The following is an 11,549-nucleotide window of genomic DNA, read 5'->3' on the forward strand; positions in this document are numbered from 1 at the left end:
GTGGGGTCCGGATGGCGGCCGGCGGCGGCTCAGGCGAGCCGGGTGACGACGGGGGAGCCCGCGGGCAGGTCCGAGGTCGTGGGCAGGGCGGTGCCGGGCAGCCCCGCGGCGGCCGACCCGTAGGCCACGGCGGTGCGCAGCCGCTCGGTGGCGTCCCCGCCGCGGACGTCGGCGAGGACGTAGCCGGCGACGGAGGAGTCCCCCGCGCCGACGGTGGACAGGACGTGGATCTTCGGGGCGGCGGCGTGCCAGGCGCCCTCGGCGGTCACCAGGACGGCGCCGGCGGCCCCCAGGGTCGCCATGACGGTGGCGACCCCCCGCTCGACGAGCACGCGGGCGGCCTCGACGACCGGCCCGTACTCGCCCCGCATGGCGCCGTCCTCCAGGGCCATGGCGCGCTCGGCGGGCAGACCGGCCAGCTGGCCGAGCTCCTCGCCGTTGGGCTTGATGAGGTCGGGGGCGGCGGCGGGCATGGCCGCGGCGAGGGCGGCCAGGGGCGCGTCGGAGGTGTCCACGGCGATGCGCAGCCCGGGGGCGGCCCCGCGCAGGCGGACCACGAGCCGGGCGTACCAGTCGACGGGGGCGCCCGGCGGCAGGGAGCCGGACAGGACCGCCCAGTCGCGGGCCGCGGGGGCGCTGTCGGCCCAGGCGCCGGCCTCGGCCGCGTCGGCGTCCTCCTCGGCGTCGATGACGCTCCCGGCGCCGGCCGAGCCGGTCGCGACGGCGCCGTCGGCCCCGTCCCTCCTGCTGACCGCCTCGATGAGGGCCCGTTCGACGGCGGCGATCTCGTCGTCGTCCAGGCCGGCCCCGGGCTCGTTGAGCTTGGTGGTGGTGCCGTCGGGCTCGGTGACGGCGGTGTTGATCCGGGCGGAGCCGGCGATCTCGACGGGGCGCACGCGCAGGCCGTCGGCGGCGACGGCGCCGAGCACGCGCAGGAGGGGGTCGTGGGAGGCGGCCGGCAGGACGGCGGTGACCGTCTGGCCGGCGCCCACCAGGACGCGGGCGACGTTGAGGCCCTTGCCGCCCGGTTCGATGGTGACGCCGGCGAGCCGGTTGACGCCGCCGCGGATCAGCTCCCCGGGCAGGGAGACGGTGCGGTCGAGCGAGGGGTTGGGGGTCAGAGTGGTGATCATGCGGGGATAACCTCGGTTCCAGAGTCGGTGAGGCGGGCGGCCAGGTGGCCTGTGATGGTGGCGTCGGTGACGAGGAGATCGACGTCGTCGGTGCCGGCGAAGGAGACCAGGTGCTCCTGGCCGACCTTGGAGGCGTCGACGAGGGCGACGACGCGGCGGGCGGAGGCGACCATGGCGCGCTTGACGGCGGCCTCGTCGGGGTCGGGGGTGGACAGGCCGTGCTGGGCCGTGAGCCCGTTGGAGCCCATGACGGCGATGTCGGCGCGCAGCGAGGCGAGCCGGGCGAGGGCCTCAGGTCCGACGGCGGCCTGCGTCAGGCCCCGGACCCGCCCTCCGATGATGTGCACGCGGCAGCCCGGACGGGCGGCGAGGGCGGCGGCGATGAGGACGGAGTTGGTCAGGACGGTCAGGTCCAGGTGCTCGGGCAGGAGCCGGGCGAAGGCCCCGGTGGTGGTGCCGGAGTCGATGAGGAGGGCGGCGCCCTCGTGCGGGTCGAGGGCGGCCAGGGCCGCGCGGGCGATGCGGGCCTTGGCCTCGGCGTGATCCCGCTCGCGCTGGAGGACGCCGGTCTCGGGGGCGGCCAGCACGGGTGCGGGCAGGGCCCCGCCGTGGATCTTGCGCAGGGCCCCGGCGCGGTCGAGGGCGGCGAGGTCCCGGCGGATGGTCTCGACGGTGACGTCGTGGTCGCGGGCGAGCTCGGCGACGCTGACGCGGCCCTCGCGCGCCAGGGCCGCGAGGATCCGGCCGTGACGGTCACGTGCCTTCACAGCCCCTCCTTGGCGACGTCGATGGCGCAACTCGGTGATGAAGAGCACTCCGTCATCGACTGAGCGCCCGTTCGGGCAGTATCGTACGTCGGTTCGGATGGAGAAGGAAGAGGCGAGCCCACAACCGGACATTTCAAATGTCCGCTCGGGCATTGAAGAGATCCGGGATGTGCGAGCGGGCAGAGCGCGGCGGCGCCCCGAGCTGTGGTGCCGGATCTGCGGTGCGCGGCGGGGGCGCGCTCGCGGACACGACGGTGGGGATGGTTCGCGGATACGGGCGCCGGCGAGGCGCCCGCCGCCCGGGTTATCGGGCGCGGAAGGGGGCGGAGCGGCCTGCTCCGGCGGCGCCCGCCGCCCTGATCTCAGGCGCGCGCCCGCCGCCCTGACCTCAGGCGCGCATGAGGGGCAGGTGGGACGAGATGTCGCAGCGCTCGCCCGAGGCGTGCAGCGCGCCGTCGGCCAGCGCCCGCCCCCAGCCCAGGCGGCCGGTGGCCAGCGCCAGCCAGGTGGCGCCGTCGGTCTCCACCACCGAGGGCGGGGTCCCCCTCCTGTGGACCGTGCCCGACACCGCCTGGGTCACCCCGAAGGGCGGGACGCGGACCTCGACGGCCCGACCCGGGGCGCAGGCGGCCAGCTCCTCGAGGGTGAAGCGGACGGCGGTGGCCATGGTGCGGCGCCGGGCCGCGCGCTCGGCCGGGCTCGCGGGCGCGTCCCCGCGGTCCACGCCGGCGGCCCAGTCGCGCACGGCCCGCGCGCCGTCGGCGGGATCGATGCGACGTCGTGCGGCCATGCGCCGAGCCTAGTGGAGCGCCAGCGATCGTTGTGCGCGCCGGGCGATGCGTCGCGCCCGTCATGGACGAGATTCCAGGCCGTCGCCCATCGCGCGCCGGGCGGTGTCCGCCGGCGGGCGGGCCCCGTTCCCGCGACGGCCCTCCCCTCCCCCGCCGACGCCCGCAGCGGGCCCACCCGCGGGCCTGGCGGCCCGACCACCGAGCGGAGGGTCGGTTTTTGGCGCTCTGGGAGGATCGTTCGCGCGGGCACCCCGGATGAACTCTACGAGTTCCGCATGATTCCGCGATTCTGGTGAAGTCGCAGTCGGGTGCGGGGCGGAACGATCCTCCCAAAACGCCATTTTCCATGGTCGCCCCTCTTCCTCTCCTTCCGGACCCCCGGACCGAACCCGGTGAACTTCGGAGCGAGGACCCGGGGCCGGGTCGGGGCACCGCGCCATCCTCGAGTCCACGGAAGATCGACTCCTTGGACGGCGCCCGCAGCGGGCCCCGGCGAATGAGTAAGGAGACGTCGCGAGGGCGCGCAAGGACCCGAGGACCCGGGATCCTGCGCCCCTGGGGGCGGCCTCCGGGCGGGGTCGCGGGCCGCCCCGCGCCGAGGTCGACGGGCGGCCCCGGGGGCGACACCCCCGGGGCGGCCGGCGGCCTCAGACGATGCCGTGGGCGATCATGACGTCGGCGACGCGGGTGAAGCCGGCGGCGTTGGCCCCGAGCACGTAGTCGCCGGGGCGGCCGTACTCCTCGGCGGCGGCCACGCACGAGTCGTGGATGTCGGCCATGATGGCGGTCAGCTTGGCGTCGGCGGTGGCGAAGTCCCACCGGGTGCGGCCGGCGTTCTGCTCCATCTCCAGGGCGGAGGTGGCCACGCCGCCGGCGTTGGAGGCCTTGCCGGGGGCGTAGAGGATGCCGGCGGACTGGAAGGCCTCGACGGCCTCGGGGGTCGAGGGCATGTTGGCGCCCTCGGCGACGACGGCGCAGCCGCCCCGCAGCAGAGTGGCCGCGTTGTCGCCGTCGAGCTCGTTCTGGGTGGCGCAGGGCAGGGCGACGTCGACGGGCACGTCCCACGGGCGCCCCTTGGTGACCAGGCGGGCGCCGGGGCGGCGCTCGACGTAGTCCTTGACGCGGCCGCGCTCGACCTCCTTGACCTGCTTGAGCAGGTCGAGGTCCACACCGGCCTCGTCGACGACGTAGCCGGAGGAGTCGGAGAAGGTGATCGGGACGGCGCCCAGCTGCTGGGCCTTCTCGATGGCGTAGATGGCCACGTTCCCGGCGCCGGAGACGGCCACCTTCTTGCCCTCCAGGGACTGGCCCTTGGTGGCGAGCATAGAGGCGGCGAACAGGACGGTGCCGTAGCCGGTGGCCTCGGTGCGCGCCAGCGAGCCGCCCCAGGCCAGGCCCTTGCCGGTGAGCACGCCGGCGTCGTAGGCGTTGCGCAGGCGCTTGTACTGGCCGAACAGGTAGCCGATCTCGCGGCCGCCCACGCCGATGTCGCCGGCGGGCACGTCGGTGGCCGGGCCGATGTGGCGGGCCAGCTCGGTCATGAAGGACTGGCAGAAGCGCATGATCTCGCCCTCGGAGCGGCCGTGCGGGTCGAAGTCGGCCCCGCCCTTGCCGCCGCCGATGCCCTGGTTGGTCAGGGCGTTCTTGAAGATCTGCTCGAAGCCGAGGAACTTGATGATGCCCGCGTTGACGCTGGGGTGGAAGCGCAGGCCGCCCTTGTAGGGGCCCAGCGCCGAGTTGAACTCGATGCGGAAGCCGCGGTTGACGTGCACCGTCCCGGCGTCGTCGACCCACGGCACGCGGAAGATGATCTGGCGCTCCGGCTCGACGATGCGCTCCAGGAGCGCGTTGTCGGCGTAATGGGGGTGCTTGGCGATGACGGGGTCCAGGGACTCCAGGACCTCGCGCACCGCCTGGTGGAACTCGGCCTCACCGCGGTTGCGGGCCACGACCTGCTCGTAGACCTTCTCGACAACGTCCTGCATTGAGGGCTCCTTCGTAGGGGATGGTCCGCGCAGGAGCACGTCGTTGGACAGGCGGTCTCCCGCGCTGGACTCGAGCATCCCATCCCGCCGGAAACTGAGACGAAACATCTCACGCGGCGGGCGCCATCCGACTCACAGGGCCGCGTAGTGCGCGTCGTCGACCGGCTCGAGCCACTCGTTGGAGGTGTTCTCGCCCGGGACCCCGAGCGCGATGTGGGAGAACCAGGAGTCGGCCTTGGCGCCGTGCCAGTGCTTGACGCCGGCGCGCGTGAACACGACGACGCCCGGTGTGAGCGAGACGGCGTCCCTGCCCTCCTCCTGGTACCAGCCGGAGCCGGCCGTGCAGATGAGGACCTGGCCGCCGCCGCTGGTGGCGTGGTGGATGTGCCAGTTGTTGCGGCAGCCCGGGGCGAAGGTGACGTTGTGAACGCCGACGACGCACTCGGGGTCGGTCACGAGGTTGTTGAGGAAGCTGTCCCCGGTGAAGTACTGGGCGTAGGCGGTGTTGGGCTCGCCCTTGCCGAAGACGTTCTCGGCGGCGAAGGCGGACTCGTCGGTGGTGGCGGTCATGACTGTTCAGTGACTCCTCGTCGGTGATGCGGCGGGCGCGACCGCGCCGCGCGGCGGCTCGCCGGACGCGCCCGCCGCCAGGGTAGGGGCGCGCCGGGGCGCGAGCCAGGCCCTCCTGGGACCAGTCGGGAGAGGGGCGGATCCGGGGCGTCGGGGCGATGTCGGGGTCGTGTCCGCGGTGTCGGGGCGGGGCCGCCGGGCCCGGATGCGCGGCATCGGGCGGGCGGAGGCGGTGCTGCACATTCGACCGGGACCGGCTGGCGACGGATCGGCGGAATCACGCGGAAACTCCCCGGCGCTCAACATCGTTGAGATCCTCCCATGTGCAGAGAGGGTCCCTCTGCACATGGGAGCCCGCCCGCTGAAAACCAACATTCTAGTAAAACCCTGTAATCATGCGGAAGACTCGGAGTCGACCCGCGGGGGCGACCCTCTCCAATGTGCAACACCGCCGCACGGGCCGGGAAGACCGGTTCGGGCCGGCTGGCCGCAGCGTCGGCGCGCACCCCCGCAACCGGCCCGGGGAGATCCCGGCCCGCCCGACAGCGGCGTCGTGAACACCACGGGATCCCCGTCCAACACGGGGAGATCCCGGCCCGCCCGACAGCGGCCCTCCACCAGTCCCCGGCCACCAGGCGGACCGCCGCGCGCCGGGCCGTCCCCGAGCCGTAGCGTCCCGCCATGACCAGCACCCCGGCCCCGGACGGCTCCCCCGCCGCCAGGTACACCCACGGACACGGCCCCGCCGTCCTGGCGGGGCACTCCCGCCGCACGGCCGCCGACTCCGCCGCCTACCTCCTGCCCCGCCTGCGGGCGGGCCTGGACCTGCTCGACGTCGGCTGCGGGCCCGCCACCATCACCGCGGACCTGGCCGGGGCCGTCGCGCCCGGACGCGTCGTCGCGCTCGACGGCGCCCCGGCGGCGATCGACGCGGCGCGGGCCACCCTGCGCGGGCGCGGCCTGGCCGACGCCGTCGAGCTCGTGCGCGGGGACGTGCACGCCCTGCCCTTCGCGGACAGCGGCTTCGACGTCGTCCACGCCCACCAGGTGCTCCAGCACGTGGCCGACCCGGTGGCGGCGCTGCGCGAGATGGCGCGGGTGACCCGGCCGGGCGGGATCGTGGCGGCGCGCGACTCGGTGTACTCGGCCAAGGCCTGGTTCCCGCAGCCCCCCGCCCTGGAGCGCTGGCGGGAGGTCTACATGGCGACGGCCCGGGCCAACGGGGGCGAGCCCGACGCCGGCAGCCGCCTGCTGTCCTGGGCGCGGGCCGCGGGGCTGCGCCAGGTGGAGCCCTCGGCCTCGACCTGGTGCTACGCCACGCCCGAGCTGCGCTCGTGGTGGGGCGGGACCTGGGCGGAGCGGTGCCTGACGTCCTTCGGGCCGCGGGCGGTCGAGCTGGGGCTGACCAGCGCGGCGGAGCTGGAGGAGATGGCGGCGGCCTGGCGGGAGTGGGCCGCGGCGCCCGACGGCTGGTACGTCGTCGTCCACGGCGAGATCCTCGCCCGCCCCTGACCCTCCTCCCCCGCACCGCCACGACGCGACACGACCGACCGCCATCTGACAGGCTGCCCCCGTGCCCCCGCCCCGCCCCGCCCCGTTCACCCGCCTCCTGACCGCGCGGTCCGTGCTCGACCACCCGCAGGCCCGCAACCACCCCCTCGACGCCGCGCGGATCCGCGACCTGGCGGGGTTGGCCCGCTGCGGGGACCTGAGCGCCCGCCAGGTGGCGGTCCCGCAGGTCCTGTCCGATCTCGCCTCCGCCACCGCCGCCGACCTGCTGGCCCCCGATGACGTCGGCTGGCACCTGGGCCACAGCCTCGCGCACGCCCTGGAGCACGGGGTGAGGCTGTGGCTGTGCGAGGTGGACCGGGACGCCCCCGAGCGGATCTCCGCCGTTCTGGGCGAGGACCTCGTCCACGTCGTCTCCTTCGAACCCTGGCCCGACGGCGGGATCGGGTCCGATGGCGCGGACGGACCCGACGGCACCGCCGTCATCGCCGTCAGCCCGCTCGCGCTCGTCCTGTCCCTGGCCGAGCGCTCCGAGGCCTCCCGCGAGTATCTGCGGACGGTCCTGGAGGGCGTGGACACGCTGCGCTGCCCCCACCGGGCGATCGCGGCGCTGCGCGCGGCGGGCGTGGCCGTCATGGAGCGCCCGGCCACCGTCCGCCTGGCGCGCAACCCGGTGGCCCTGGCCTACGTCGTCGTCTTCATCTACTCGTCGCTGCGGGCGCTGCCGGTGGCCTTCGTGCCCGGCTTCCGCGGCCAGTGGTGGGTGCTGTGGCTCATCGACATCCTCACCGCGATCCCCTACACCTGGGGAATTGTCGAGATGGTGGCGGGCCTCCGGCTGCGATGGCGTCTGGTGGGCCTGGCGACGACGCTGCTGACCTTCCTCGCCCCCTACGTCTACTTCTGGATCCACGGGCGCGACTCCCCGCCGGGGGTGCTGGCGATCGTCGCAGCCATGATCGTGGGCAGCGCGGGCCTGGAGGCCGTGCGCTGGTGGCGCGACCGGGTGATCGTGCGGGGGCTGGAGGAGGCGCCGTTCTGAGACCCGGTTCGGCGGGACTCGGGGCGGGCCCCGGTCCGGCCAGGACGGCGGGAAGGCGGACGACCCGCTCGATCGGTCCCGGCCCCGGGCGCAAGGACATCCGGGCGGCCAGCGCGGCCGTCGGCTCGGGGGCGGCGCCCCGGCCCCGGGCGCAAGGACATCCGGGCGCGGCTCGGGGGCGGGAGGCCGCGCCGGCCCGCCCCCGAGGAAGGCTCAGCCCGGCTCAGTTCGAGGTGTCGCGACGGCGTCGGCCAGGGCGATGCAGGCGCCCGGCTCAGCCCGGCTCAGCCCGGGGTGTCGACTCCGCGGGCCGTCCTCAGGGCTCCGGCCACGAGGAGCCAGACCCCGCCGCCCACCGACATGACCAGGGCCGCGATGGGGCGGTCCGGCTGGATCGCGGTGGGAAGGTTCGGCAGAACCCCGATGGGCGGGTCCGGGTGGACGGCGACGAGCCACACGGTGCCCACGAGCCACACGCCGACGGCCGCGATATTGAGCGCGCGGAAGCGCGCGACGCGGGCCGGGTGGACGTAGTGGGTGGGCACGAGGGTCAGTATCGACAGGAGGATGGTCAGCGCGATATTGAGCCAGCCGGGCAGGGCGAGCACCCACATCATGACGGCGACGATGTTCCAGGCCGCCGGGAAGCCGACGAAGTAGTTGTCGGTCGACTTCTCGCCCTCGTTGGCGTAGCAGAACGTGGAGGAGACCAGCACCAGGATCATGAGGGCGCCGGCGACGGGCTTGGGCCCCAGGGGCAGCCGCAGGTACATGAACAGCGCCGGGATGAAGGTCCAGGTGAGGTAGTCGATGAGGATGTCGAGGACTCCGCCGTCGAACCAGGGGATGACCTCTTTGACGCGGGCGCGGCGGGCGCAGGTGCCGTCGACGCCGTCGACGATCATGGCCAGGGCGAGCCATAGCCACATCCAACGGATCTCATTATGAATGACGGAGAGCATGGCGAGGCTGGCGAAGACCAGGCCGGACATCGTCAGGACGTGAACGCCCCAGGCGAGCAGCCTGGATCGGCGGGACTCCAGAGCGCCTTGAGCGCTCCGGACGGGGATGTCGGGGTTGGCGGTTGTCACAGGAGACCTTCAGTCGGGGCACAGTGGTTCGCGCATCGTACGGCAGCCCGGTCATCCGCGTCTCCGACTCAAGGCCTATGACGCGACTGCGCCGGCCCCGGTCGGCCGACGGCGCCCGCAACCGCACGCGCGCCGTCGGCGCCACTGGCCGCCGGCGCCGCGCACTGCCAGAATCGGGGCATGTCCTGGCCCAGCCCTGAACAGGTGAACCCCGACCGCTACGCCAACAGGATCTTCTCACTCACGCCGTCGAGCGACCGGACCGACCTCATCCCGGATCCTCCGGACCCCGACGCCGACCACCGGCCGTGGGCGGCTGCACTCATGGTCGTGGGATGGCTGCTCGCCGCGGCGCTCACCCTGTTCACCCGTGGGTCGCGCTCCTTCCAGAAGGGACCGTCGACGCACGAGAACTACCAGATCATCATCAGCCTCATGGAGTCGACCACCATGGTCGGGCTCATCCTGGCCATTATCGGAACCGCCGTCGCCCTGAGCCTCCCCCTGGGCCGGTGGAAGACCGGCGCGGCCATCGTCAGTGCCGCGCTCGCCGGGATAGCCCTGGCGGTCTCGCTCAGCGGCTGGAACGTCATATCGGCGCTGTGGCCCCGCAGTGGCGAGCACTGGTGGGCGGGCGGGCTCCTGATCGACGCATGCCTGACAATGGTGCTCGGCGCTTCGATCGCGGAGATCCACCGACTCAGCAGCCCGCGAAACCAGCGGAAATGACACGGCGTTGGCCGGACCCCGCCGCCTCAGGGAACCCCGCCGCCTCAGTGGGCCTGATTGTCCCTGGTGGGCCAGCCGTTCTCCGTGCAGCCGCCCTCGCGGGTGCGGCTCTGCTGCGCCATGACGGGCGAGGTGAGGCCGGCGCCTGCGCAGTACTCGTGCTCGTGCCCGAGGAAGTGGCCGACCTCGTGGTTGATCTCGTAGACGTGGTAGGCGTCGACGCTGGAGAAGGTGGGCGAGCCGTAGGTCCAGCGGTCGGAGTTGAGCACGACGTTGGTCCCATTGCGGCAGTTCCACATGCCGATCGTCTCCAGCGGGGCGCACAGCGCGTCCGTCGTCGTCGGCGTGGCGATGGACAGGGTGAAGTCCGCCGCGGCGGGGTCGCCCACCTGCTCGAAGGAGACCCCCTCCGTGCCGCGCCAACCGCGGTCGTCGTTGAGGACGTTCTCGACGACGACGGCGGCGGCCGCGGCGTCGACGCTCGTGCCGCCCTCGACGCGCAGCACATAGCGGTAGACCGTGGCGGCGCCGGGCTGGGACGGGGCCACCGGGTCGGCGATCGTCCAGGTGCCGTCGCCGACGGCGTCGCTGTGGGAGAAGCCCTGCTCGTCGACGCGCGGAGCGGGGGCCTGCGTGGGCCCGGCAGTCGCCGTGGCGGTGGGTGTCGGGGCGGGACTGGCGACTGTCGCGAGGGCGGAGGCGGATGCCGTGGCGGAGGCGGATGCCGGGGTCTCCGGGAGGGTCTGCGCCGCGGCGGGGGCGGTGGCCATCGCCCGGGCGTCCCTGCCGCGGTCGACCCACTTGTGCGTCGCGAAACCGACGAGGGCGACGAGGACCACGAGGAGCACGACGGCGCGCGCGAGCTTCCAGGGCGCGACCAGGACGAGTCGACGGCGCCGCACCCGTCTGCCCGATGCCCGGCGCCCGCCCGATGCCCGGCGCCCGCCCGATGCCTCAGAGTCGGCGCCCTGCCGTCTCGAATCGACGCGGGAGCGGCGGGTCGGCGTCGACGACGGCGGGCGCACGGACCATTGCGACGACGGGCGCACGGACCGTTGCGGCGGCCGTGGGGGCGAGGGGGGCATGACCGCATAGTAGGCATACGCGTCCGGCGGGGGCTGTGACGGTCATCGCCGTCCGGTGATGACCCGCACCCGCACGGGGAGATTATTCGGTGCGGTTGAGTGCGTCTTCGGGGCACGGCGACCCATGGGCGGGGATCGGCGCGGCGGCGTGGGAGGAATGGACGCGGAGCGGTGCGCGCGGGGCTCCTGGGACGGCCCGGAGCGGGGACGTGTCCAAATCTGCCACAAAGGCGTCCCGCGGTGGAATCGACGGCGAGAAGAAACGCGGAATATCAACGATTCTTCTCGCGCACTCCGGCGCGATCGGGGCCTTTGCAGCAGATTCGGACGGGTGCGTCTCTTAGTGTGGTGGCAATTCCCGCGGGGCTTCCGCCCGGGGTCGTCGGCACGGGCGGCGGGCATCGTGGGAGCCCTGTTCCTCAGCCAGATTCACAAGGAGTGCACCCACGATGCCCAGTCACCAGTCTGCCGTGTCCACGCTGATCCGGGAAGTCCTGGCCGACCCCGATCTCGCTCACGACGAGGTCTTCCGCCGCCTGCTCCAGGCCGGGCTGCAGGACCTGGTCGACGCCGAGGCCGCCGCCGTGATCGGCGCGCAGCGCTACGAGCGCACGCCGGAGCGCACCAACAGGCGCAACGGCAAGCGCCTCAAGACGGTGGCCACCACCGCCGGGGAGGTGGAACTGGCCATCCCCAAGCTTCGCACCGGCTCGTTCTTCCCGTCCCTGCTCCACCCGCGCAGGCGGGTGGACAAGGCCCTGTACGCCGTGATCTGCTCCGCCTGGATCGAGGGGGTCTCCACCCGCAAGGTCGACGACCTCGTCAAGGCCCTGGGCAACGAGTCGGG

At 73.8% G+C, this 11,549-nt stretch carries 11 protein-coding genes; 4 read left to right on the forward strand and 7 right to left on the reverse strand.

The window, feature by feature from the left end; translation table 11 throughout:
• Positions 1-29 precede the first annotated feature (29 nt).
• From G446_RS0111030 to G446_RS0111055, 5 genes are all read right to left on the reverse strand, one after another.
• Positions 30-1,133: a 1-phosphofructokinase family hexose kinase gene (locus G446_RS0111030; protein WP_026410191.1), complete on the reverse strand. Its 1,104-nt coding sequence runs from the start codon at positions 1,131-1,133 to the stop codon at positions 30-32.
• Positions 1,130-1,900, reverse strand: coding sequence for a DeoR/GlpR family DNA-binding transcription regulator (locus G446_RS0111035; RefSeq protein WP_026410192.1), 771 nt, complete (start codon positions 1,898-1,900; stop codon positions 1,130-1,132). Before G446_RS0111035 ends, G446_RS0111030 begins: the two co-directional genes overlap by 4 nt.
• A 388-nt stretch (positions 1,901-2,288) precedes the next feature.
• Positions 2,289-2,690: a sterol carrier family protein gene (locus tag G446_RS0111040; RefSeq protein ID WP_026410193.1), complete on the reverse strand. Its 402-nt coding sequence runs from the start codon at positions 2,688-2,690 to the stop codon at positions 2,289-2,291.
• 648 nt (positions 2,691-3,338) lie between these two features.
• Positions 3,339-4,676 carry an NADP-specific glutamate dehydrogenase gene (gdhA, locus tag G446_RS0111050; protein WP_026410194.1) on the reverse strand — a complete coding sequence of 446 codons (1,338 nt, stop codon included), beginning with the start codon at positions 4,674-4,676 and terminating at the stop codon, positions 3,339-3,341.
• 132 nt (positions 4,677-4,808) lie between these two features.
• Positions 4,809-5,246 carry a cupin domain-containing protein gene (locus G446_RS0111055; protein WP_026410195.1) on the reverse strand — a complete coding sequence of 146 codons (438 nt, stop codon included), beginning with the start codon at positions 5,244-5,246 and terminating at the stop codon, positions 4,809-4,811.
• A 681-nt stretch (positions 5,247-5,927) separates the two neighbouring features.
• On the opposite strand from G446_RS0111055, the gene G446_RS0111060 reads away from it, so the two are divergent.
• A complete protein-coding gene (locus tag G446_RS0111060) occupies positions 5,928-6,758 on the forward strand; it encodes a class I SAM-dependent methyltransferase (RefSeq protein ID WP_026410196.1) in 831 nt (276 codons plus the stop codon).
• A gap of 61 nt (positions 6,759-6,819) precedes the next feature.
• Positions 6,820-7,797, forward strand: coding sequence for a hypothetical protein (locus G446_RS0111065; protein ID WP_026410197.1), 978 nt, complete (start codon positions 6,820-6,822; stop codon positions 7,795-7,797).
• A 284-nt stretch (positions 7,798-8,081) separates the two neighbouring features.
• Here the strand turns inward: G446_RS0111065 and G446_RS0111070 are convergent, their stop codons facing one another.
• Entirely contained in the window at positions 8,082-8,888 is an 807-nt protein-coding gene (locus tag G446_RS0111070) for a CDP-alcohol phosphatidyltransferase family protein (protein WP_084779187.1), read from the reverse strand.
• Between the two features lie 180 nt (positions 8,889-9,068).
• Here G446_RS0111070 and G446_RS0111075 point away from each other — a divergent pair, with 180 nt between their 5' ends.
• A complete protein-coding gene (locus tag G446_RS0111075) occupies positions 9,069-9,617 on the forward strand; it encodes a hypothetical protein (RefSeq protein WP_026410199.1) in 549 nt (182 codons plus the stop codon).
• Positions 9,618-9,661: 44 nt separating this feature from the next.
• On the opposite strand, the gene G446_RS0111080 is transcribed toward G446_RS0111075, so the two are convergent.
• Positions 9,662-10,519, reverse strand: a complete 858-nt coding sequence (locus G446_RS0111080) for a DUF3152 domain-containing protein (RefSeq protein WP_245574678.1) — start codon at positions 10,517-10,519, stop codon at positions 9,662-9,664.
• Between the two features lie 632 nt (positions 10,520-11,151).
• Here G446_RS0111080 and G446_RS0111085 point away from each other — a divergent pair.
• A partial coding sequence (locus tag G446_RS0111085; RefSeq protein ID WP_211228291.1) for a transposase occupies positions 11,152-11,549 on the forward strand: 398 nt, incomplete at its 3' end.

The organism is Actinomyces dentalis DSM 19115, from assembly GCF_000429225.1.
Taxonomy (GTDB): domain Bacteria; phylum Actinomycetota; class Actinomycetes; order Actinomycetales; family Actinomycetaceae; genus Actinomyces; species Actinomyces dentalis.